Origin of the sequence: Nonomuraea sp. NPDC050786, from assembly GCF_040654115.1 — a bacterium.
Classification (GTDB): domain Bacteria; phylum Actinomycetota; class Actinomycetes; order Streptosporangiales; family Streptosporangiaceae; genus Nonomuraea.
In genome coordinates, this window is the sequence record NZ_JBFAHJ010000021.1 from 76921 (window position 1) to 100691 (window position 23771).

Genomic DNA, 23771 nt, shown 5'->3' on the forward strand with positions numbered 1-23771 from the left:
GCTGATTCCTCTCCCCGTATTGACTCGGAGCCGGCTCGGGGTGGCCGGCTCCCCGTACTACTTTGAGCCACGGGATGGGGAAAAGGTTGGCTAAAATTTGAAAAAATATTTGATCACGGCGTTATCCAGCGGTTATGGGTAAAAAATCGGTCCAGAACCACCCGACCAAGTACAGTCTGGCCCATGACCGACGTCTACACGCTCGGCGAGCCCCTCGGCGTCGTCTCCAGCGGCCGGGTCCGCCACGAGAGCGAGGCCCGGCTGGACGTGTGCGGGCCCGAGTTCACGCTGGCCGTCGCGCTGGCCAGACTCGGACACCGGTCCGCTTACCTGGGCAAGGTGGGCGACGACGAGCTGGGCGCCAGGGTGCTCACCGCGCTCAAGGGCGAGGGCGTGGACGTCGCGGACATGCGCGTGTCCGAAGGGCTGCGTACGGGACTCATTCTCCGGGAGATCCGCGTCGGCCGCGAACTGAGAGTGACGCAGTACCGCGCCGGCTCGGCGGGCTCGCGGCTCGCGGCGGGCAACGTGCCCATCGACCGGATCGCCGCGTCGAAGATGCTCCACGTCACCGGCCTCACGGCGGGCCTCGGCCGGGACGCGCTGGAGGCGGTGCGCACCGCCGTGAGCGCCGCCCGGAACGCCGAGGTGATGATCTCCTTCTCCGTCGACTACGTCCCCGAGCTGTGGCCGTCCGTACGCGAGGCCGAGGACGTGCTCAGCGAGCTGGCCTGCGCCTCGCACCTGCTCTTCCTCCGCCAGGACGAGCTCGACCTGGTCAAGCCCGCGCTCACGCCGGAGCGCGAGGTCGTGGTGGACCGCGGCGCGAAGGGCGCGAGCGTGCGCGCCGACAGGATGCGGTACGACGTGCCGGGCTGGCAGGTGCCCATCGTGGACACGGCGGGCGCGGGGGAGGCGTTCGCGGCCGGCTACATCAGCGCCGCGCTCGACGGCCTCATCCCCCAGGAACGCCTGCACCGCGGGGCGCTGCTGAGCGCCGCCGCGGTGACCAGCGTGAGCGACTGGCAGGGGCTGCCCACCAGGTCGGAGCTCTAATTCGTGGTCAGGGTGAAGGTCGAGGTCGTGTTCCTGATGTTCTGGTAGTTGCCGCCGAACCTCAGGTTGTTCATCGTGGCCGACCCGACGGCCGGGCCCTGCCCCGGCTCGGGCAGCTCGTTGACCCAGATGCCGAACCCGGACTTGGCGTCGAACGCGTCGCCGCTCTTCTGCGCCCCGCTGATCGACACGTTCGTCATGACCGTGTCCTTGACGGGGTTCAGCGGCGCGCCGCCGGAGTAGCCGGTCTGGAACATGATCCCGCTGTACGTCGGGTCCACGATGTCCAGGTTGCTGACGCGGATGCCCTGGAACACCTTGGAGGAGGAGAACAGCCAGAGCGCCGGGAACGTCTGCTGCCCCCAGAAGTGCCCGCCGGCCCTGACCAGCGAGATGTTGTCGAAGGTCGTCGGCGGGCTGGCGCCGAACCCGTTCATCGGGATGCCGAAGTCCAGCGAGCTGATCGTGACGCCCGGGTACGTCAGCGTGTCGGCGACGTAGATGTTCCTGAACGTGTTGTCGTAGCCGCCGTACACGGCCACCCCTGATGCCCGCCAGGTGAGCAGCGAGGTCAGGTTCTCGAAGACGTTGCCGGTCTGCTCGCCGGGGTTGTTGTCGGTCGCCGAGAACAGCGCGAAGCTGTCGTCGCCGGTGGCCCTGGCCTCGACGTTGGTCACGTGGTTGCCGGTGCTGCCGTTGGTCATGTTCAGGCCGTCGGCGAACAGGTTGCGGATCCGCGAGTTCTTGATCGTGATGTTGTCCGTGTTCGAGCCCCAGTACAGGCACACCTGGTGCTCGGCCCAGACGTTGTCGATCGTCATGTTCGCCACGTTCGAGAAGTCGAACACCTTGCCCGGGCCGTCGATGCGCGAGGTGTAGTTGCCGAAGTAGGCGAAGTTCGCGAACGTCGAGCCGTTGGCCGAGGACTCCGTGCGGAAGCCCACGTCGGTGTTCTCCTGCCCGCTGGGGGAGCGGAACCGGGTGAACCAGGGCCCGGCGCCGACGATCCTGACGGGCTTGCCGTACACCTGGAACTTGCCGGACGTCTGGTAGTCGCCCTGAGGCAGGTAGACGCCGGCCAGGCCGGCGTCCATGCGGGCCTTGTCGAGCGCGTTCTGGACGTCCTGATGGGTGAATCCGGCCGGTACGGCGTACTTCGCCGGGTCCGGGTTGGCGATCGGGGTCGCCTGCTCGAAGTCCACGAAGTCGATCGCGTACGTCTGGCCGTTGGCCGCGTCCTTCTGCAGCCTGATCTTGCTGCCCTTCGGCACGGTGGTGCCGAGCAGCACGTTCGCCTCGTCATAGATGTGCCTGGGCGGGCCCGAGCCGGGCGAGTTGTTCGGGCTCGCCTCGGCGCCGTAGAGCCAGGCGTAGCGGGAGGTCAGGTTGACGGCCTTGAGGAAGGTGCCGTCCACGTAGACGTTCAGGGTCGAGTCGAGACCGCCGCCGCCCGCGGCGTCGGGCATCGAGAAGCGGGTGACCAGGGTGTTCGTGTCCGCCCTGGTGGTGAACTCGACGTACGCGCCGGTCTGGTTGAGCGTCACCGCGCGCCGCCCGGAGGCCTCGCCGGCGATCGTGCCGATCTCCCTGCTCGGGCCGACGCGGGCCGCGCCGCCGCCGATCACGGCGTCCTCGGCCTCGTACGTGTCGTACGGCATGTTCGCGCCGCGGCCGACGAAGAGCGGCGACTCGCTGGTGTTGTTGGCCCGCTTGACCGGCAGCTCGTTGGGATCGTCGGCGAGCACGGTCCTGACCGTGTACCTGCCGTTGGCGGCCGTCCAGGTGCCCAGGCTGACCGGGCCCGTGGTGGCGCCCGGGGCGATGGCGCCGCCGGCCGAGCCGGTCAGCGTCTTGACGACGGTGCCCGAGTCGTTGGCGACGGTGAGCGTGATGCCGTGGGAGCCGCCGCTGGAGGCGACCGTGCCCTGGTTCCTGATCGCCACGGAGAACGTCACCGTGTTGCCCGCGGCGGGGTTGCCGGGCGTCCACGCGACGGAGGAGGCGATCAGGTCGGCCGTGTCGACCGGTTTCACGGTCAGCGTGCCGGTGGCGGTGTTGTTCGCCTCGTTCAGCTCGACGACCTTGTTCTCCTCGTCCACCTTGGCGGAGAGCTGGTAGGTCCCGGCGTCCCTGGTCCCGATATCTGCGGACACGGTGGTAGACGCCCCCGCGGCCAGCGCACCCACGCCGGCGCTGCCGACCTTGGTCGTGCCCGCGTAGAAGTTCACGGAGGTGGCGGCCGAGCCCGCGGTCCCGGCGTTCCTGACCGTGGCGGAGAGCGTGACCGCGTCGGTCTCGACCGGTGCCGCCGGGCTCGAGGTGAGGTTGCCCGCCGTCAGGTCGGGGTTGGCCGACGGCGTGCCGAAGATCTGGAACTCGGCCACCTGCCCGCCCGGGGCGCCGGAGTTGGCGGTGATCTGCAGCCGGACGTCGGCGACCTTGGCGGTCACCGGGATGGTCACCGAGTTCCCCGTGGCCGGGTCGAAGGTGTACGTGGCCGAGGAGACGAGGTTGGTGAAGCCGGTGGCGCTCTGCTCACGGCCGAGGACCTGGATGGTCTGGGTGCGCCTGGCCCAGGCGGGGTCGGGGTTGAGCTTGAGCGTGATCGAGGTCAGGTCGGCGTTGCCGCCGAGCTGCACGGTGAGGGTGTTGGGGTAGGCGGCGCCTTCCCAGTAGGTCTGCAGGTTGCCGTCGTTGGCGTTGGCGGCCACGTACGTGTGGGTGTGCGAGGACTCGGTGATCGGCTTGCCGGCGGCGAGATCGGCGCCCGGGTTCTCCGTCGTGGCCCCCCAGACCTCGAGCTCCGAGATCTGGCCCGCCGGCCAGCCGGTGTTCGCGGTGATCTGCAGCCGGACGTAGCGGGTGGTCGTGGCGGCGAAGGTGATCGTCGCGGCCGGGTTGAACGTGTAGGTCGCCGAGGCGACGATCGTGCCGAAGGTCGAGCCGTTCGCGCTGCCCTGGACGGTCAGCGTCTGGGTACGGCTCGGCCAGCCGGACGGCAGCTTGAGCACGAGCTTGTTGATGCTCGCGCCGGCACCGAGATCGACCTGCACCCACTGCGGGAGGGCGTTGTTGGCCGACTCCCAGTAGGTGACCTGGTTGCCGTCGGTGACATTGGCGGCGGTGTAGACGTCGGTGAAGCTGCTGGCGGTGGCGGGCTTGCCGGCCGCGAGGTTGGCGTCGGCCGCCGCGTACGCGGGTGCGGCCAGGAGTCCGATGAGTAACGAAAGGGCGGCTAAGAGTGCTCTCATGGGGGATGGCCCTTCGGCTAAGGCGGATGGCCGAACCATAGGATGTCGAGCAGATCACCGCAATATTTCGACGAAATTTCGCAAGCAATTGACTGACAGGGATCGCGAAATGGGGCGCCTCCCCGCTGGTCAGGGTGCAGCCGGACGTGGGAAGTACGCCGTTCCAACCGTGCAAGTCCCGACGTCCGGTCCACGTAAGCCGTTGCAAGCGTTTGCGTTGAAGGCCGTATAGTTTGCGCATGACGCGACGACTCGCAGAGGTGGCCAAGAAGGTCGGAGTGAGCGAGGCGACCGTGAGCCGCGTGCTCAACGGCAAGCCCGGGGTGTCCGACGCGACTCGCGAGGCCGTGCTGACCGCTCTCGACGTGCTCGGCTACGAGCGCCCGACGCAGCTGCGCGGCGACCGGGCCCGGCTGGTCGGCCTCGTGCTCCCCGAGCTGCAGAACCCGATCTTCCCCGCCTTCGCGGAAGTAGTCGGCGGGGCGCTGGCCCAGCAGGGGTTCACCTCGGTGCTGTGCACCCGCACGGTCGGCGGAGTCTCCGAGGCCGACTACGTCGATCTGCTGCTCCAGCAGCAGGTCAGCGGCGTCGTCTTCGCCGGTGGCCTCTACGCCCAGGCCGACGCCTCGCACGGGCACTACGAGCTGCTGCACGAGCGCAAGCTGCCCACCGTGCTGGTGAACGCGGCCGTCCGGCACCTCGACTTCCCGCAGGTCTCGTGCGACGATGCGGTGGCCGCCGAGATGGCCCTGGCCCACCTGCGCGCGCTCGGCCACGAGCGGGTCGGCATGGTGCTCGGGCCCAAGGACCACATGCCGTCGCGGCGCAAGCTGGAGACGTTCCAGGCGGAGGGCGGGGACCCGGAGCTGGTCGAGCACACCATGTTCTCGCTGGAGGGCGGGCACGCGGCCGCCGCCCGCCTGGTCAGGCGGGGGGTGACCGGCGTCATCTGCGCCAGCGACCTGCTCGCGCTCGGCACCATAAGGGCGGCCCGCCGCGCGGGGCTCGCCGTGCCCGGGGACATCTCGGTCATCGGCTTCGACGACTCCGCGCTGATGAACTGCACCGAGCCCCCGCTGACCACTGTCCGCCAGCCCATCGACGCCATGGGCCGGGCCGCCGTGGACCTGCTGGTCGCGCAGATCGACAAGGCGGTGGTGCCGGCGGACGAGCTCCTCTTCGAGCCGGAGCTCGTGGTCCGCGCCTCCACGGCCCGCGCGCGTACGTGATGTAGTCGTTATCTTGCAATAGTCAGTCGAAATCTTGCGCGCCTTCGTTCGCGATCCTATGGTGTGGGCACCTCGCATCAGAAGGGTCAGACCATGCGGAGATCCACTGGGCTCTTGCTCGTATCCGTGCTCGGCATCTCGGCCACCGCCTGTGGCTCCGGCGAGCCCGCCACCCCGTCGGCGGGCGGCGCCAAGGCCGTGACGATCACGGTGGCGTGCCAGCCCGCCAGGTCCGCGCCGAAGGAACGGCAGGCCTGGGACGACGACGTGGCCACGTTCATGAAGGCGCACCCCGGCGTGACGGTCAAGAGCACCGACCAGCAGCCGTGCTTCGACCCCAAGACGTTCGGCCCCAAGCTGGCCGGCGGCCAGATGGAGACCGTCTTCGTGGTCCCGGTGACCAACTACGCCGACGTCATCGCCCAGGGCCAGGCGCTCGACATCACGCCGTACACCGGCGCCGTCAAGAACTGGAACGACCTGCGCGCCGACGTCCGCGAGCTGGTCACCAAGGACGGCAAGGTGTACGGCGTGCCGAACGTCCACTACAGCGTCGGCCTGGTCTACAACCGCGCCCTGTTCACCAAGGCCGGACTCGACCCCGACACCCCGCCTAAGACGTGGGCCGAGGTCCGCGAGGCGGCCAAGAAGATCGCCGCGCTCGGCCCCGGCTACGTCGGCTACGGCGAGTACTCCGGCGGCAACACCGGCGGCTGGCACTTCACCCAGGCCATCTACGGCCGCGGCGGCGCCATCCTGACCCCCGACAACAAGAAGGCCGCGTTCAACTCGCCCGAGGGCAAGGCCGTGCTGCAGAACCTGCACGACATGCGCTGGGTGGACAACAGCATGGGCAACAAGCTCCTGGTCGGCTGGGAGTCGCTGATGATGGCGATGGGCAGCGGCAAGGTCGGCATGATGCTGGGCGCGCCCGACGTGGTCACCGACGTGGTCAACAAGTTCAAGGGCAACGTCGCCGACTACGGCATCACCGGCTTCCCCGAGGCCAAGGCGTCGCTGAGCGGCGGCGAAGCGTTCATGATCAACCCGAAGGCCACCCCCGAGGAGGCCAGGGCGGGCCTGGAGTGGGTCGACTTCCGCTACAACACCGTCGGCAAGGGCCGCTTCGACTTCGCCCGGGGCAAGGCCAACGGCAACCCGGTCGGCGTGCCCGACAACGACGTCTACGGCGACTCGGCCACCGGCAAGGCCATCCAGGCCGACCGCGTGAAGAACGCCTCGCTGCCGGTCCAGAACTACGAGCCGTACGTGCAGGCCGCCGCGACCGTCCCGCCGAAGGCCGAGCCGGTCCACGCGCAGGAGCTGTACGCCATCCTCGACGTGGTCATGTCGGGCGTGCTGAGCCGCAAGGACGCCGGCATCGACCAGCTCCTGGCCGACGCCGAGACCAAGGCCAACTCCATGCTGGCGGCCAAGGGCTGACCTTATGGGGATCTTGAGGCGCAATCTGACGGCCTACGGGTTCCTCTGCGCGGCGCTGTTCTGCTTCACGGTGTTCGCCTGGTATCCGATGGTCAGGGAGTTCGTCCTGAGCTTCCAGAAGACCGACCTGATCAACCCGCCGACCTGGGTGGGGCTGGACAACTTCAAGGCGGCCGTCCAGGACCCGGCTTTCGGCGAGGCCTGGCTGAACACCGTGGAGTTCACGCTCCTCGCCCTGCTGTGCGGCTATGCCGTGCCGTTCGTCGTCGCGCTCGTGCTCAACGAGCTGCGTCACGCCCGGGCCTACCTGCGGTTCGTGGTCTACCTGCCGGTCATGCTGCCGCCGATCGTGGCGGTGCTGCTGTTCAGGTGGTTCTACGATCCCGGGCCCGGGCTGTTCAACCAGATCCTGGACCTCCTCCACCTGCCGCCGCTGGCCTGGCTGGACTCGTCGTCGACCGCCCTGATCTCCCTCGTCCTCGTCTCGACCTGGATGAACATGGGCAGCGCGACGCTCATCTACCTGGCGGCGCTGCAGAACATCGCGCCCGAGCTGTACGAGGCCGCCGAGCTCGACGGGGCCGGGATCCTCAAGCGGATCAGGCACGTCACGATCCCGCAGACCCGGCTGATCCTGCTGCTCATGCTGATGCTGCAGATCGTGGCGACCATGCAGGTGTTCATCGAGCCGTACATGCTGACCGGCGGCGGCCCGGAGAACGCCACGGTCTCCGTCGCGTACCTGATGTACCAGTTCGCCTTCTCGCAGATGAACTACGGCCAGGCGGGCGCGCTCGGCATGCTGCTCATGCTCGCGCTCCTCGTCTTCGCGGCCCTCCAGCTCAGGACGACCCGTGAGGACAGGGCATGATCGCCATTGATGCGCAGACGGCTACCAGACGGCGCAGCACGAAAAGGACGCCCAAGCCGATCCAGGTGCAGTTCCGTACGATCGTCTCGCCGCACCAGCTCAACAGCACGTGGGGCAGGCGGATCTACTGGCTCGTGCTCGTCGCGGTCATCGTCACCTTCACCCTGGCCTTCGTCTTCCCGCTCTACTGGATGGTCACCGGCGCCATGAAGACGCCGGAGGAGATCGCCCAGATGCCGCCGACGCTCGTCCCCGCCGACCCGACGCTCAGCGCGTTCCTCGAGGCGTGGGACCTGTTCGACATCGGCACGCTGCTGGCGAACACCGCGTACTACGCGCTGGGCGCCTGGCTGTTCTCCATGGCGGTGGACGTCACGGCGGCGTACGCGCTGTCGAAGCTCCGCCCGATGTTCGGCAACGTGATCCTCGGCGCGATGCTGGCCACGCTGATGATCCCGCCGATGGTCATCCTCATCCCGCTCTACGTCACGATCGTGGACCTGGGGCTGCTCAACAACGCCTGGGGCCTGTGGTTCCCCGCGGCGGCGAACGGCTTCAACATCTTCCTGCTCAAGCGGTTCTTCGACTCCATCCCGCGGGAGCTGATCGAGGCGGCGCAGATCGACGGCGCGGGCCCGCTGCGGGTGCTGTGGTCGGTCGTGCTGCCGGTCTCCAGGCCGATCCTGGGCGTGGTCTCCATCTTCACGATCGTCACCGCGTTCAAGGACTTCGTCCTGCCGCTGCTGGTCATGACGGACAGCGACAAGATGACGATCAGCGTGGGCCTGTCGCAGACGGCCGGAGCGGTGACCCAGAACCAGATCATGGGCGGCCTGGTCATCGCCGGCATCCCCATGATCATCGTCTTCTTCATCTTCCAACGGCACATCATGGCGGGGCTCACCGCCGGAAGCATCAAGGGATAAGCGCATGTCGCAAACGTGGTGGCGGGGGGCCGCGATCTACCAGGTCTACCTGCGTAGCTTCGCCGACGGCAACGGTGACGGCGTCGGCGACCTCGCCGGCCTGCGCTCCCGCCTGACGTACCTGAAGGATCTCGGGATCGACGCCATCTGGCTGAACCCGTGGTATCCGTCGCCGATGGCCGACGGCGGCTACGACGTGGCCGACTACCGCGACATCGAGCCGGTCTTCGGCACGCTCGCCGAGGCGGAGCGCTTCATCGAGGAGGCGCACGAACTCGGCATCAGGGTCATCATCGACGTGGTGCCGAACCACAGCTCCACGGAGAGCGCCTGGTTCAAGGAGGCACTGGCGAACCCGGCAGCCAGGGAGCGCTTCTGGTTCAGCGACGAGCCGCTCAACGACTGGCAGTCGATCTTCGGCGGCTCGGCCTGGACGCAGGTGCCGGACGGCCAGTGGTACCTGCACCTGTTCGCCCCTGAACAACCGGATTTCAACTGGGGCAATCCGGAGGTGCACCAGGAGTTCGAGGACGTGCTGCGCTTCTGGCTCGACCGGGGCGTGGACGGCGTGCGCATCGACTCCGCGGCCCTGCTGATCAAGTCGGACACGGGTTACGAAGACCTCGACGAGGTCCACGACGTCTACCGTCGGTGGCGCGAGGTGGCCGACGAGTACGGCGAGCGCGTCCTGATCGGGGAGGTCTGGCTCCCCGATCAGGAGCGTTTCGCGCGTTACCTCCGCCCCGACGAGCTCCACACGGCCTTCAACTTCGACTTCCTGTCCTGCCCGTGGGAGCCGGCGGAGCTGCGCAGGGTCATCGACCTGACCCTCGCCACCCACACGCCCATCGGCGCCCCGCCGACGTGGGTCCTGTCGAACCACGACGTGACGCGCCCGGTCACCCGGTACGGCCGCGAGGACACCGCGTTCGAGCACGGCGGCCGGCTCCACGGCACCCCGTCCGACCTGGAGCTGGGCTACCCTCGTGCGAGGGCCGCGGCCCTGCTCGCCATGGCGCTCCCCGGCTCGGTCTACGTCTACCAGGGCGAGGAGCTGGGCCTGCCGGAGGTGGAGGACCTCCCGGACGAGCTCCGCCAGGACCCGATGTACGTCCGGTCGGGCGGGACGAACCCGGGCAGGGACGGCTGCCGCATCCCGCTGCCGTGGTCCGGCGACGAGCCCCCGTTCGGCTTCGGCACGGGCACGCCGTGGCTGCCGCAGCCGGAGAGCTGGCGCAAGCTGACGGCCGAGGCGCAGCGCACGGACCTGGGCTCGATGCTCAACCTCTACCGCGACGCCCTGCGCCTGCGCCGTGACCTGCTGGGGGACGGCACCCTGACCTGGCTCCCACTGGGAGAGAAGGTCCTGGCGTTCACCCGCGACTCGGGCCTGACCTGTGTCACCAACCTGGCCCCCGACCCGGTGCCGCTACCTCCGGGACGGCTCCTCCTGGCCAGCGGCCCGCTGGAGGACGGGACCCTGCCCACCGACACCACGGCCTGGCTCACGCGGGACTGATGGCGGCGCGACGAGCTCGGCGCCGGCTGCCCCACCGCGCCGCCCACGTCACCGCGCCGCCCACGTCACCGCGCCGCCCACGTCACCGCGAGCCGTCCATGCATGTCACGAACGCCTCCACCAGCGTCCGCACGGCCTGCCGCCGGTCGCTCCGCCGCCAGACAATGGCGAGCCGGCTCGGCGGCAGCCCCGCCACCGGCCTGCTCACCACGTCGTCGCGCCGGTAGAGCTCGGCGTTCCCGGCCGAGACCAGCGCCACGGCCCGTGCGGACGCGACCAGCTCGAACGCCTCCTCGGCCGTCTCCGCCTCCGCCCCCACGATCGCCGGTTTCGAGCGCTGGTCGCCGGCGAGCCAGAAGTCCCGCATGGGCCCGGCCGAGACCGGCAGCGCCACGAACGGCTCCTCGGCCAGGTCGGAGAGCGCGACCTCGGGGCGTGCCGCCAGCGGATGGCCCGCGGGCAGGGCCACCCAACGCTCCTCCGTGCTCACCACAGTCCAGTCGTACTCGCCGTGGCCGGGCATGGGCAGCCACGCGACAGCCACGTCGACCTGGGCGTCACCCAGTCCCACGGTGGGATCGCTCCAGGGAATCTGCCGGAAGCGCAGGTCCCAGCCGGGCAGCGCGGACGAGATGGACGGTACGAGCCCGCGCCCGATCCGCGTCTGGAACCCGACGACCAGCGTCCGCTCCTCGCGCGCCGCCGCCACCGCCCGCTGCGCGCGCTCCCACTGCTCGATGATCCGCCGGGCCTCGGGCAGCAGCGCCGCCCCCGCCGCCGTCAACGTCACGGTACGGCGGTCGCGCTCGAACAGCCTGGCCCGCAGGGACAGCTCCAGCTGCCTGATCTGCCTGCTCAACGAGGGCTGCGAGATGAACAGCCGCTCAGCCGCCGCCCGGGTGAAGCTCAGCTCCTCGGCGACCGCCACGAAATACCGCAGATCTCGAATATGGGCATCCATAGCAAGAAGCTATAACGGCAGGTCTTGGACGGACAGAAGCGCCGAGGCTGACGATGAGCGCATGAGAGATCTGGCAGGAAAGACCGCACTGGTAACCGGAGCCTCGCGCGGGATCGGGCGGGCCATCGCCGAGCGCCTGGCCGCCGGCGGAGCACGAGTGATCGTCCACTACGCCAGGAACGACGAGCTGGCCAAGGAGACGGTGGCCGCCATCGAGGGCGCGGGCGGGCAGGCGTACGCGGTGCGGGCCGCGTTCGAGGAGGGCGTGGACGCGCTGTTCGAGGGCATCGCGGGGGAGCGGCTGGACATCCTGGTCAACAACGCCGCCATCCTGGGCGGCGTGCTGGGCACGGTGACCGAGGAGCAGTTCGACCGGGTCTTCGCCGTGAACGTGCGGGCGCCGTACTTCATCATCGAGCGCGCCCTCCCGCTGCTGAACGACGGCGGCCGGATCATCAACATCTCCTCCGCCGTCGTCCGCATCGCCCTCCCCGACCTCGTCTACTCGATGACCAAGGGAGCCCTCGACACGCTGGGCTTCAGCCTGGCCCCTCTCCTCGGCGAGCGGAACATCACCGTGAACACCGTCTCGCCGGGGGTCACCGAGACGGACATGAACGCCTGGCTCCGCGCGGACGACGGCACCGGCGAGCGCGCGGTGACCGACGTCACCGCGCTGGGCCGCATCGGCCGCCCGCAGGACATCGCGGACGCCGTGGCGCTGATCGCAAGCGAGGAGTCCCGGTGGATCACCGGCCACGTCCTGGACGTCACCGGCGGCTACTTCCTCGGCCCGCGTGGGGGCGTGGTCCCGGTGTGACGCCCCTCCTCCTCGGCCCGCGTGGCGGCGTGGCCCCGGTGTGACGCCCCTCCTCCTCGGTCCGCGCGGCGGCATGGGCCGGTGTGACGGCCGCCCTTAGCGGCTCGCACCGCTGGGGTCGCGGAGCCACGCTTGCAGCGCCGCGTCGGCGGCCCCGGAGGGCAGCCGCAGCCCCCTGACGAGCATCCACAGGGTCCCCTGCAGTGCGCGTGCCGCCAGGAAGTCACCGAGCGCCGGATCATCGGGATCACGCCCGTAGGCGCGCACGGCCGCCCGCCCGTCGAGCCGCCTGGTGCGCAGCAGGCAGGCCAGATCCCATTCCACGGGCCCGGCCATGCTCTCCTCGAAGTCGTTCCAGAGCAGCCCGGCGGGAGCGGCGAGGAGGTTGCCGGGATGCGCGTCCCCGTGCAGGGCCTGCGCCGGCCGGCCCGCCAGCCGTTCGGCCAGGCCCGCGTGCGTGTCCCGCAGTCGTTCGGCCCGGCCCGCGTGCGCGTCGCCCAGCCGTTCGGCCAGGCCCGCGTGCGTGTCCCGCAGTCGTTCGGCCAGGCCGCGGTGTGCCTCCCGCAGTCGCGCCAGCACGTCGGGCGCGACCTCACCGTCGAGCAGCTCCAGCAGCCGCAGCGGCTCCTCGAGCACCGGCCCGAGATAGGGCAGCTCGCCGGGGAAGCCCCGCAGCGCCTCGTGCAGCTCGGCGAGCGCCCGCCCGGCCGTCTCCGGGCTCGTTTGGAAGCCGGGATCGTGCTCGACGTGCGTCCAGAAGGAGATCGCGAACCCGTCACGCAGATGCGGTCCGGCAGGCAGCAGGTCGCTCGGCGGCACCACCGGCACGCCCTGCCCGTGCAGGTAGGACACGACCTCCAGCTCGCGCCGCAGGGCGTCGGCGGGTCGTGCCCGCCCCCACGCGGTCACGGTCGGCACCCGTGCCACGACCGGCGCCGGACGCAGGTGGATCCGGAGGTTGAACGAGTCGTTGAGCACCACCGGCTCCCGCACCTCGACGCCGTGCTCCTGGGCCACCGAGACGGCGGCGGACACAGCGGCGGACACAGCGGCGGACACAGCGGCGGACACAGCGGAGACAGCGGCGGCCGAGGTGGCGGACGCGGCGGCGGCCGGGGTGGCGGACTGGGCGGTGCTGTCGGCGGTCATCTAGGCAGACTCCCTGATCACGAGCTCCGTGGGCATGATCACCGGCTCCGCCGGCCCGCCCTCGAACAGGTTGAGCAGGAGCCGGACCATGGCCGCCGCCTGCTCGGCCACCGGGTGCCTGAGCGTCGTCAGCGGCGGCTCGGTGTACTTCGCCGCCTCGATGTCGTCGAAGCCCACCACGGCCACGTCGTCCGGCACCCGGCGCCCGGCCTGGCGGAGCGACTGCAGGGCGCCGACCGCCATCAGGTCGTTGGCCACGAACACGGCGTCCAGGCCGGGATCGTCGCTCAGGAGCCGGCGCATCGCGACCGCGCCCGACTCCCGCGTGAAGTCGCCGACCGCGACGGCAGAGGGGAGGTCGGAGTCGCGCAGCACGTTGCGGTAGCCGGTCAGCCGGTCCTGGCCCCCGATCATGTCTTGCGGGCCCGCGATCGTGGCGATCCTCCGGCGCCCTGACCCCACCAGGTGCCGGACCCCGGCCTCCGCCCCGCCCACGTTGTCGTTGTCGACGTACGGGATGTCCACCGGGACGGCGGGCCGCCCGTACGAGACCACGGGGAAGGGAAGGCGGGACAGCGCGGACGGCAGCGGGTCGGCACCGTGCATGGAGATCAGCATGACGCCGTCGACGTGCCCGCCCGCGATGTAACGCTCCACGCGGGCGTGGCTCTCGGCGGAGGCGGCCAGCATCAGCACGACCTGCTTGTTCACCGTTTCGAGCTCCATCGACGCCGACCTGATCGCCGTGGAGAACATCGGGTCCTCGGAGAAGACCCGGGTGCCCGGCTCGCTGACGACCAGGGCGATCGAGTCGGTGCGCTGGGTGACCAGGCTCCGCGCGGCCGGGTTGGGCACGTAGCCCAGCTCGTCGATCGCGCGCTGCACGGCGTCGCGGATGTGGGGCGCCACTGTCGTCTGCCCGTTGACGACGCGGGACGCGGTGGCGCGCGAGACCCCGGCCCGGGCGGCGACCGCCTCGAGGGTCGGGCGTCTCATGGGAGCACCAGGACGGAGAGCACGGCAGAAATCTACAGTCCCCGCACCAGAGAGGGCCCTCAGGCGTTGAGCGCGCGGCCCGCCATGCGGGCGTACATGCGTCCGGGGCTCGGGGCCGTGGTGAGGAAGCCGGGCAGCACGGGCAGCTTCACCGCGAACGGGTCGAGCCGATCGTAGAGCTCGTTCGCGCTGGCGGGCCGGTCGTCCGGCCGCTTCTCCAGCAGCTGCGACAGCAGCGCGCCCAGCTCCGGCGGCAGCCCCGGGATGGCCGGCGGGCGCTCCTTGACCTGCTTCTCGAAGACCATGTAGTCGGTGGGGCCGGTGAAGAGCTGGCGGCCTGTCAGCATCTCGTGCAGGACGCAGCCCAGCGAGTACAGGTCGCTGCGCGGCTCTGCGACGCCGTGCTGGATCTGCTCCGGAGCCATGTACGCCGGCGTGCCCAGGATCTGCCCGATCCTCGTGAACGTGGTGACGTCGGTGTCACGCAGCATCGCCAGGCCGAAGTCGAGCACCTTCACGCTGCCGTCGGGGCAGAGCATGAGGTTCGTCGGCTTGAGGTCGCGGTGGCAGATCGCCAGCGCGTGGGCGGCCGACAGCACCGCGCACGCCTGGGCGGCGATCGCGGCGGCCCACGACACGGGCAGCGGGCCGTGCTCGCTCACCACGTCGGCCACCGTGACGCCCTCGATGAACTGCATCACCTGGTAGAGCCGCTGCTCGTACGTGCCGAAGTCGTAGAGCACCGGGGCGCCCGGATGCTCCAGCCTGGCCAGGATGCGCGCCTCGCGGATGAACCTGCGCTCCAGCTCGTGATCCGGCCCGCTGGGCACCCTGAGCAGCTTCACCGCCACCCGCCGGTCGAGGTGGCGGTCGTGGCCCGCGTAGACGGCGCCCATGCCGCCTTGCCCGAGAGGGAGGTCGTCGAGCTCATAGCGGTCACCGATGACCATTCCGCCCCTCCCAGCAGCCTTCGGGAAAAAACTACACCGTCAGGCGAGGGCGCGCCGTCGCCTGGACTGAGGAACGCAGGGAGCGTAGCGACCGGAGTGACGAGGGAAGGCGGCGGCTCGGAAGCGACCGAGCCGCCTCTGCGGAGCAGAGGCCATGAGCAGAGCGGCGGCTCCCCAGCGACCGAGCCCGCCTCACGGAGTGAGGCCATGAGCAGGCGGGTGCAGGTGGCCGTCGGTGAGGCCATCCAGGCCCAGTCTGATCAACGTCTGCCCCAGCGTCGAGGTCTCGCGGATGGCGTCCTCCAGCACGGCGAGCTGCCGGAAGGCCTCGCCGTACGCCTTCTGCTCCTTCAGCGACAGGCGCGGCAGCCGGGTGCGGCGCACGTCGAACCTGCTGGAGCCGGTGGTCACCCGGCCGCCCGCGGCCCGCAGGAAGCCGGCCAGGAAGTCGGGGTCCAGCCGGTGCGCGTCCACCCGGTAGAGGGTCAGGTGGGGGCCGAGCATCGCGCCTCCGTCGGCCATCACCCGCACGCTCGAGTAGGAGGCCACCACGTCGCCGGGGCGGATCGGGACCAGGCCCTGCTGCATCGTGGTGAAGCCGGACGGCGGGGTGCCGTTGAGGACGTCGTCGGTGGTGAGCACCGGCACGTCACCGCCGTCGGCGGCCATCTTGGGCGGCGCCTGCGACGTGGTCACCAGGCCCTCCTTGATGAGGTCGCCCAGCGTGGTGGCGGGCTGGCCGAGCGGCTGCTCCAGGATCTTCAGGTCGGGCGGCGCCGCAGCGGCGGCCAGGAAGCGGTCGCGGGCCTCGGCGTACGCCTTGCCGACGTCGTCGCGCCGCTGGTGGCGGGCCGGGGTCATGTCGACCTCGTCGGCCAGCAGGTCGATGATGCGTACGGTCTGGTCGGAACGGTCCTCCAGGTATGCCTGCCAGGCCGGCTCGACGCTCCCGAGGTCCTCCGTGGCGTCGAGGATGAGCACGTCGGACGGCGGGCGCTCGCCGGCCGCCGGGCGGCGCAGCAGCCAGAGGTCCGAGCCAGGCAGCGCGATGACGGCACGCAGGGCGCCCGCGCGCAGGAGGTTGGCGCGGATGCGGCGGCCCGCCTTGCGGCTGGCCGCGGCCGGCGGCATGAGGATGGCGACCAGGCCGCGCGGCCTGACGTGGGTGAGGCAGTGCTGCACCCAGGCCAGCTCCGGCTCGCCGCGCGGCGGCAGGCCGTACTCCCAGCGTGGGTCGCCGGTCAGCTCCTCGTAGCCCCAGGCCCGCTCGTTGAACGGCGGATCGCACACCACGGCGTCGGCCTTCTCGCCGGGGAACGCGTCGTGGCGCATCGAGTCGCCGGACACGACCCGGGCCTCGACGCCCCGCAGCCGGAGCCTGGCGGCGGTGAGGGCCGCCGAGGTCTCGCTGAGCTCCTGCCCGAGCACCCTGACCGTGCCCGGCTCGTCCGGCTCGTCCGGCTCCGTTCTGGCAGGGGAGAGGGTGACGGGCGTTCTGGCGGGGGAGAGGAGCAGCGTGCCGACACCGCAGGCGGGGTCGAGGATCGTGGCGCCGTCCGTGCGTACGAGCCGGACCATGAGCGCGGCCACGTCCTCGCGGGTCACGGAGAGCTGCCGCGAGTGCGCCTCGAGATAGCGCTCGCACAGGAACTCGTACGCGGTCAGCGCGCCATGCTGCTCGGCCAGCTCCAGCACGAGCTCTGCCAGCTCCGGCTCCAGCCCCTCCGGCTCGAGGCCCTGCCCGGCCGCCGCCACGCCTTCGCCCGGCTCGTCCCCGCGCCCGGTCCGCTGCGCGCCCGGCTCGTGCCCGCGCCCGGTCCGCTGCGCGTCCGGCTCGTCCCCGCCACCGCCCCGCGCCACGCCCGGGGCGCCGCCACTGTCCGGTCGCGCGTCCGCGCCGGCCGGACCGCTGGTCAGGGTGGCCGCCTGGCTGGTCAGCAGGGCTCCTGCCCGCGCCACCAGCTCGCCCAGGCGCAAATCGCCCGCGGCTTTCATGCGCTGCCACACCCGATCTCCCAGGGAGACCTGGTAGGACTTCCCATAGCGGCGCAGCCAGGACTCGACCTGTCGCAGTGAGAAGAGCGGCTGGTTGGCCGTGCCGCCGATGGGATCGGGGAAGTCGTCGTGGCGACGGCGCCAGTTGCTCACCGCGGCACGCCCGACGCCTGCGAGCCGGGCGATGTCCCCGGCGTTGACGGTCGGGTCGTGGCTCATGGAGCCCACATTAGTTCACAAGAGTCTTCAGCGCATCTGCTTGTGAAGTCTTTCAACCAATGATTTACTGCAAGGTATGAAGCACAACATCCGCTATGCCGCCGGATCAGATGTGGGCCGCCGCAGGGAGCAGAACGAGGATTCGGGCTATGCGAGTGGCCGGTTGCTCGTGGTGGCTGACGGGATGGGCGGACACGCCGCGGGCGAGCTGGCGAGCTCGGCGGCGATCGCCGTCATGCGCGAGCTGGATGCCACGCTTCCCGAGACGGGCGCGGACCTCGAGGGGGCGCTGGAGGGCGCCGTGCACGAGGCGGCGCGCCGGCTGGTCGAGCTGGCCGACATCGACCCCGCGCGCAGGGGGATGGGGACCACGGTGACCGCCATGCTGTGGGACGGCTACCGGTTCGCCCTGGCTCATCTCGGTGACTCCCGCGGATATCTGCTTCGCGACGGTGCTCTTTACCAGATGACCAAGGATCACACACTTGTGCAGTCGATGGTGGACGAAGGGCGCATAACGGAGGATCAAGCCGCCGTGCACCCGCGCCGCTCGATGGTGCTGCGCGTGCTGGGCAGCGAGGGCAGGGCCGAGCCTGACATGGCGCTGCGCGAAGCCGAGCCTGATGACCGCTACCTCCTCTGCTCCGACGGCCTCACGACCGTGCTCGGTCCCGAGGTCCTGCACGAGGTCCTGACCACCGTGGCAGACCCGGGCGCGGCCGTCCAGAGGCTGATCGATCTTGCCAACGAGGGCGGCTCGCCCGACAACGTGACCGTGATCGTGGCCGACGTCGTCGCGCCGGGCGCGGGCGAGGTGACGGTCTACCGGGTCGGCGCCGGCTCCTAACAGGTGTAGTAGTCAACCTCAGAAGCCTCACCAGCCACAAACCCGAAATTTCGGCTCATACCGCGACACTTTTCGAGTGAATCGCGCAAATCCGCAATGGCGCTACTACAGTCCATCGTGATTTGGCGGTTTTCTGGGAGGAGTCACCCTGGACCCGATCGCGGACGAGCTGCTGAAGACGGTGCGGCAGGAACTCGGCTACAAGGAGAAGAGCGGCCAGTTCACCAAGTTCGGCCAGTGGTACGCGGATCGCGTCCAAGACACCCAGTACCGCGACGCGCCGTGGTGCGACATGTTCATCGCCTGGGCCGCGGACAAGGCCGGCATCAGTCAGTACGTCGGCCAGTTCGCCTGGACGCCCTCCCATGCCGCCTGGTTCATGAGGCAGGGGGCGTGGACCCAGAAGCCCGAGCCGGGAGCGCTGGTCTTCTTCGACTGGCGCGGCGGCAAGAGCTACAAGGGCATCGACCACGTGGGGATCGTGGAGAGCGTCAAGGGCTCGAAGATCCACACCATCGAGGCGAACGTGGACGGGATCTGGCTCAAGCGCAAGACCAGGGAGACCGACAAGGTCGTGGGGTACGGCGTACCGCGCCTGGTCAAGGCCACCGCCGACCAGCCGGTGGAGATCCGCCTGACCGAACGCCCCTTCGTGCCGGCGTCGCGCTCGGGGTCGGGATCGCCGCTGGACTTCTTAGGCACGCCGCCCGCGCTGCTGACCGCCATGGTGCTGATGACGGTCGTCCTCTCCCTCCGCTTCTCGGGCCGCCGCCGCGGCACCCACCGCCGCTTCACCTGGCCCTGGAACGCACCAACCCACCCGCACCCCTCCGCCACGCCACCCTCCGTGAAGAAGCCGCCGGTGGCCAAGGCCCCGCCCTCCGAGAACGCCCGGGTCAAGGCGCCGCCCTCCGAGAACGCCCGGGTCAAGGCGCCGTCCTCCGAGAATGTCCGGGCCAAGCCGCACGCCACCCCGGCACCCGCGCCCCGCCCCGCCAGACCCCGCGTCCCGGTGGGCTCTGCCACCACGGCGGCCAGGAACCCGACACCCACGCGACGCAAGCCCTACGAGCTCGACTGAGGCAGGTCAGGCCGTGAGGTCGATGACGACCTTGACGTCGTCGCCGGGCTCGAACGCGTCCAGGGCATGTGACAGCGGCACCCGGCGCGTGATGAGCCGCTCCAGCCACCCGAGGTCGGCCTTCTCCAGGGCGGCGGCGGCGTCCCGGTAGTGCCGCAGGTTCGCGTTCACGGTGCCGAAGACCACGTCGTTCTCCAGCACGATGTCCCGGTTGATCACCCCCGCGTCCACCCGGTGCGTACGCCCGCCGGGCGCGAGACCGGCCAGGCAGACGATGCCCGCGGCAGCCGTGCTGATCATGGCGTCCATGACGAGGGCCCCGGCTCCCGTGCACTCGATGATGATGTCGGGCCTGTCGGTGGCGAACGCCTTGAGCGACGTCGCCGAGTGATAGGTCGCCCCGAGCTCCTCCACCAGCCGGGACTTGAGCCCTTCCGGGGCGCGGTCGAGCACGTGTACCTCGAGCCCCCGCTGCCGCCCCATCAGCGCCGCCAGCAGCCCGATCGGCCCGGCGCCGGTGACGAGCAGTCTCTGGGGCTCGAACCAGGTCCGCGCCCCGATCCGGTCGATCTGCTCCCACGCCTTGGCGACCACCGAGGCGGGCTCGACCAGCATGCCGACGCTCTCCAGCGAACGGTCCAGCCGCACGGCGTACCCGGCCTCGACCGTCCAGCGCTCGGAGCCGTACCCGTCGAGCTGCTTGATGCCGCGCTCGGTGTAGCGGCCGTTGCGGCACATGTCGAACTCGCCCCGCAGGCACGCCCCGCACGGCACCGGGTCCGGCCGGCGCACCACGCCCACCACCAGGTCGCCCGGCGAGTACGCCGACCCCTCGGGCACCTCGAGCACCCGGCCGAGCGATTCGTGCCCGATGACCATCCGCTCCCGGCCGGGCGGCGGCCAGCCGTAGTCAGCCGTCGACAGCTCCCGGTCGGTCCCGCAGACGCCCAGCGCCAGCCCCTGCACGAGCAGCTGGCCCTTGCCCGGCGCCGGATCGGGCACCTCCTCGACGGCCAGCGTCCCTTTCCTCCCCGGTGCGAACGTCAGCGCGCGCATGCGGCCTCACCCCCTGGGGCACGTCTACCCCAGGCGACCGCGGCAAATACCAGGACGTCGTACTGTCGAAATAGTAGGACGTCCTAGTATCTTCGAGGGGAGAGCCCTCACGAAGGAGTGAAAAGGCGTGCACGTCCCGGAACACCCAGTGCGCTTCGTGACCGCGGCGGCCCTGTTCGACGGCCACGACGCGGCGATCAACATCATGCGGCGCATCCTCCAGTCGCAGGGCGCCGAGGTCATCCATCTCGGCCACAACCGCTCGGTCGACGAGATCGTCACCGCCGCCATCCAGGAGGACGTCCAGGGCGTGGCGATCAGCTCGTACCAGGGCGGGCACGTGGAGTTCTTCACGTACCTGGTGGAGCTGCTGCACGAGCGCGGGGCCGGGCACGTCAAGGTGTACGGCGGCGGCGGGGGAGTGATCGTCCCCGAGGAGATCGAGCTGCTGCACTCGCGCGGCGTCACCCGCATCTTCTCGCCCGAGGACGGCCAGAAGTACGGGCTCCCCGGCATGATCAACAAGCTGATCGAGGACTGCGATGCCGAGCTGGGCGACCCGCCGTCCGTGGAGGCCGTGGTCTCAGGTGACCAGGCGGCGCTGGCCCGCGCGATCACGCTCCTCGAGTCGGGCCGTGCCCCGGCCGAGCTGGTCGAGGGCCTCAAGGCCGCCGGGGCGGAGAAGCGCGCCCCCGTGCTCGGCATCACGGGCACGGGCGGCTCGGGCAAGTCCTCGCTGACCGACGAGCTCGTACGCAGGTTCCGCGTCGACAACGACGACAAGCTGCGCATCGCGATCATCGCCATCGACCCCACGCGCAGGCGCGGCGGCGGCGCGCTGCTCGGCGACCGCATCAGGATGAACAGCCTGAGCCCCCAGACCTACTTCCGCTCCCTGGCCACCAGGGGCGCCGCCAGCGAGGTGCCCGCCTGCCTCGACGACGTGATCACCGCCTGCCGCGCGGCGGGCCACGACCTGGTGATCGTCGAGACGCCCGGCATCGGCCAGGGCGACGCCGGGATCGTCCCGCACGTGGACGTGCCCGTGTACGTGATGACGCCCGAGTTCGGCGCGGCCTCGCAGCTCGAGAAGATCGACATGCTGGACTTCGCCGAGGCCGTGGTGATCAACAAGTACGAGCGGCGCGGCGCGGAGGACGCCCTGCGTGACGTCCGCCGCCAGCTCGTACGCAACCGCGAGGCGTTCGGTGTCAGGCCGGAGGACATGCCGGTCTTCGGCACCATCGCCGCCCGCTACAACGACGCCGGGGTCACGGCCCTCTACCAGCACCTCAAGCCCCTCCTGCTGGCCGACGCGGGGGCCGGGCTGCTGCCCGAGGTGTCCGGGCGCACCTCGCAGGCCTCCGCCGCCATCGTCCCGCCCGCCAGGGTCCGCTACCTGGCCGACATCGCCGAGACCGTGCGCGCGTACCACGCGGAGACCCTCGCCCAGGCCGAGGTCGCCCGCCGCCGCCAGCAGCTCGCCGCCGTGCGGGCACTCCTGGACGACGACGATCCGCGGCTCGGGGAGCTGGAGGCCCAGGCGGAGCGAGAGCTCACCGACGAGAGCCGGGCGCTGCTCGACGGCTGGCCGGCCGTCAAGGAGCGCTACACCGCCGACGAGCTGGTGGTGAAGGTCCGCGACCGCGAGATCCACACCCCGCTCTGGCGCGAGACCCTCTCGGGCAACCGCATCCCGCGCGTGGCCCTGCCCCGCTACAGCGACCACGGCGACCTGCTGCGCTTCCTGCGCGGCGAGAACCTGCCGGGCACGTTCCCGTTCACCGCCGGGGTCTTCCCGTTCAAGCGCGAGGACGAGGACCCGACCAGGATGTTCGCGGGCGAGGGCGACCCGTTCCGCACCAACAGGCGCTTCAAGCTGCTGTCGGAGGGCCAGCCCGCGACGCGGCTGTCCACGGCGTTCGACTCGGTGACGCTGTACGGCCACGACCCGGACCCGCGGCCCGACATCTACGGGAAGGTCGGCACCTCGGGGGTCTCCATCGCGACGCTCGACGACATGAAGGTGCTCTACGACGGCTTCGACCTGTCGGCGCCCAACACGTCCGTGTCGATGACGATCAACGGCCCCGCGCCCACGATCCTGGCCTTCTACCTCAACACCGCCATCGACCAGGCCCTCGACCGCTTCCAGGCCGAGCACGGTCGCGCGCCGTCGGCCGAGGAGGCCGCCGAGCTGCGCGCGAGGACGCTGGCCACGGTCAGGGGCACGGTCCAGGCCGACATCCTCAAGGAGGACCAGGGCCAGAACACCTGCATCTTCTCCACCGAGTTCTCGCTCAGGATGATGGCCGACATCCAGGAGTGGTTCATCAGGAACGGCGTGCGCAACTTCTACTCGGTCTCGATCTCCGGCTATCACATCGCCGAGGCCGGGGCCAACCCGATCAGCCAGCTCGCCTTCACCCTGGCCAACGGCTTCACGTACGTGGAGGCGTACCTGGCCAGGGGCATGAAGATCGACGACTTCGCGCCCAACCTGTCGTTCTTCTTCTCCAACGGCATGGACCCGGAGTACAGCGTGCTCGGGCGCGTGGCCCGCCGCATCTGGGCGGTGGCCATGAGGGAGCGGTACGGCGCCGCCGAGCGCTCGCAGAAGCTGAAGTACCACATCCAGACCTCGGGCCGCTCCCTGCACGCCCAGGAGATGAACTTCAACGACATCCGCACCACCCTCCAGGCCCTGATCGCCATCTACGACAACTGCAACAGCCTGCACACCAACGCCTTCGACGAGGCCGTGACCACCCCGTCGGCCGACTCGGTCCGCAGGGCCATGGCGATCCAGCTCATCATCAACCGCGAATGGGGCCTGGCGAAGAACGAGAACCCGCTGCAGGGCTCGTTCATCGTCGAGGAGCTGACGGACCTGGTGGAGGAGGCGGTGCTCGCCGAGTTCGAGCGGCTGTCCGACCGGGGCGGCGTGCTGGGCGCGATGGAGACCGGCTACCAGCGCGGCAAGATCCAGGACGAGTCCATGCTGTACGAGATGCGCAAGCACGACGGCTCGCTGCCCATCATCGGCGTGAACACGTTCCGCAACGGGGACGAGCAGCCGCCGGAGCACAAGCTGGAGCTGGCCAGGGGCACGGAGGAGGAGAAGCGCTCCCAGCTGGACCGGCTGCGCGCCTTCCACGAGCGCAACCGCTCCGAGGGTCCGGCCCAGCTCGCCCGGCTGCGCGAGGTGGCGATGTCGGACGGGAACGCGTTCGAGGTGCTGATGGAGGCGGCCCGGCACTGCTCGCTCGGCCAGATCACGGATGCCCTGTTCGAGGCGGGCGGCCAGTACCGCCGCAACGTCTGAGCCCGCGTGGGTGATGAGGGTGTCCTGGAGCGGCGCGGATAGGATCACCGTGCGGGAACATCGCTAACCAGAGAGGC

General features: G+C 70.3%; 17 protein-coding genes. 10 read left to right on the forward strand and 7 right to left on the reverse strand.

Annotated elements, in window-relative coordinates; translation table 11 throughout:
* The first annotated feature begins 183 nt into the window (after positions 1–183).
* Complete coding sequence (locus AB0H84_RS32430) at positions 184–1056, forward strand: sugar kinase (protein WP_357612631.1); 873 nt, start codon at positions 184–186, stop codon at positions 1054–1056.
* On the opposite strand, the gene AB0H84_RS32435 is transcribed toward AB0H84_RS32430, so the two are convergent.
* On the reverse strand, positions 1053–4307 hold the full coding sequence (locus tag AB0H84_RS32435) for a discoidin domain-containing protein (protein WP_357612634.1): 3255 nt from the start codon (positions 4305–4307) through the stop codon (positions 1053–1055). The two genes, AB0H84_RS32430 and AB0H84_RS32435, sit on opposite strands and share 4 nt — an antisense overlap.
* Before the next feature lie 239 nt (positions 4308–4546).
* Between AB0H84_RS32435 and AB0H84_RS32440 the strand changes: the two genes are divergently transcribed.
* The 5 genes from AB0H84_RS32440 to AB0H84_RS32460 all read left to right on the forward strand — a co-directional run bounded on the left by AB0H84_RS32440 (position 4547) and on the right by AB0H84_RS32460 (position 10295).
* Positions 4547–5536, forward strand: a complete 990-nt coding sequence (locus AB0H84_RS32440) for a LacI family DNA-binding transcriptional regulator (RefSeq protein ID WP_357612636.1) — start codon at positions 4547–4549, stop codon at positions 5534–5536.
* 93 nt (positions 5537–5629) lie between these two features.
* Entirely contained in the window at positions 5630–6979 is a 1350-nt protein-coding gene (locus AB0H84_RS32445) for an extracellular solute-binding protein (protein WP_357612639.1), read from the forward strand.
* A gap of 4 nt (positions 6980–6983) precedes the next feature.
* Entirely contained in the window at positions 6984–7850 is an 867-nt protein-coding gene (locus AB0H84_RS32450) for a sugar ABC transporter permease (protein ID WP_357612642.1), read from the forward strand.
* The gene (locus AB0H84_RS32455) at positions 7847–8776 is read left to right on the forward strand and encodes a carbohydrate ABC transporter permease (RefSeq protein ID WP_357612645.1); all 930 of its coding nucleotides are present in this window, start codon (positions 7847–7849) and stop codon (positions 8774–8776) included. Before AB0H84_RS32450 ends, AB0H84_RS32455 begins: the two co-directional genes overlap by 4 nt.
* Before the next feature lie 4 nt (positions 8777–8780).
* On the forward strand, positions 8781–10295 hold the full coding sequence (locus AB0H84_RS32460; protein WP_357612648.1) for a glycoside hydrolase family 13 protein: 1515 nt from the start codon (positions 8781–8783) through the stop codon (positions 10293–10295).
* Between the two features lie 82 nt (positions 10296–10377).
* Here AB0H84_RS32460 and AB0H84_RS32465 read toward each other — a convergent pair whose 3' ends face one another.
* Positions 10378–11256: a LysR family transcriptional regulator gene (locus AB0H84_RS32465; RefSeq protein WP_357612651.1), complete on the reverse strand. Its 879-nt coding sequence runs from the start codon at positions 11254–11256 to the stop codon at positions 10378–10380.
* 61 nt (positions 11257–11317) lie between these two features.
* Between AB0H84_RS32465 and AB0H84_RS32470 the strand changes: the two genes are divergently transcribed.
* Positions 11318–12076, forward strand: coding sequence for an SDR family oxidoreductase (locus AB0H84_RS32470; protein WP_357612654.1), 759 nt, complete (start codon positions 11318–11320; stop codon positions 12074–12076).
* Between the two features lie 96 nt (positions 12077–12172).
* On the opposite strand, the gene AB0H84_RS32475 is transcribed toward AB0H84_RS32470, so the two are convergent.
* From AB0H84_RS32475 to AB0H84_RS32490, 4 genes are all read right to left on the reverse strand, one after another.
* Complete coding sequence (locus tag AB0H84_RS32475; protein ID WP_357612657.1) at positions 12173–13225, reverse strand: aminoglycoside phosphotransferase family protein; 1053 nt, start codon at positions 13223–13225, stop codon at positions 12173–12175.
* Complete coding sequence (locus tag AB0H84_RS32480; RefSeq protein WP_357612660.1) at positions 13226–14221, reverse strand: LacI family DNA-binding transcriptional regulator; 996 nt, start codon at positions 14219–14221, stop codon at positions 13226–13228. It lies immediately after the preceding gene.
* A gap of 59 nt (positions 14222–14280) precedes the next feature.
* Entirely contained in the window at positions 14281–15171 is an 891-nt protein-coding gene (locus AB0H84_RS32485; protein ID WP_357612663.1) for a serine/threonine-protein kinase, read from the reverse strand.
* Positions 15172–15363: 192 nt separating this feature from the next.
* Positions 15364–17385, reverse strand: a complete 2022-nt coding sequence (locus AB0H84_RS32490; protein WP_357612666.1) for an N-6 DNA methylase — start codon at positions 17383–17385, stop codon at positions 15364–15366.
* A gap of 76 nt (positions 17386–17461) precedes the next feature.
* On the opposite strand from AB0H84_RS32490, the gene AB0H84_RS32495 reads away from it, so the two are divergent.
* Positions 17462–18232: a protein phosphatase 2C domain-containing protein gene (locus AB0H84_RS32495; protein WP_357612669.1), complete on the forward strand. Its 771-nt coding sequence runs from the start codon at positions 17462–17464 to the stop codon at positions 18230–18232.
* A gap of 181 nt (positions 18233–18413) precedes the next feature.
* Positions 18414–19313, forward strand: coding sequence for a CHAP domain-containing protein (locus tag AB0H84_RS32500; protein WP_357612671.1), 900 nt, complete (start codon positions 18414–18416; stop codon positions 19311–19313).
* A gap of 6 nt (positions 19314–19319) precedes the next feature.
* On the opposite strand, the gene AB0H84_RS32505 is transcribed toward AB0H84_RS32500, so the two are convergent.
* Positions 19320–20369, reverse strand: a complete 1050-nt coding sequence (locus tag AB0H84_RS32505; protein ID WP_357612674.1) for a glucose 1-dehydrogenase — start codon at positions 20367–20369, stop codon at positions 19320–19322.
* Between the two features lie 127 nt (positions 20370–20496).
* On the opposite strand from AB0H84_RS32505, the gene icmF reads away from it, so the two are divergent.
* The gene (gene icmF / locus AB0H84_RS32510; protein WP_357612677.1) at positions 20497–23694 is read left to right on the forward strand and encodes a fused isobutyryl-CoA mutase/GTPase IcmF; all 3198 of its coding nucleotides are present in this window, start codon (positions 20497–20499) and stop codon (positions 23692–23694) included.
* Positions 23695–23771: the final 77 nt, after the last annotated feature.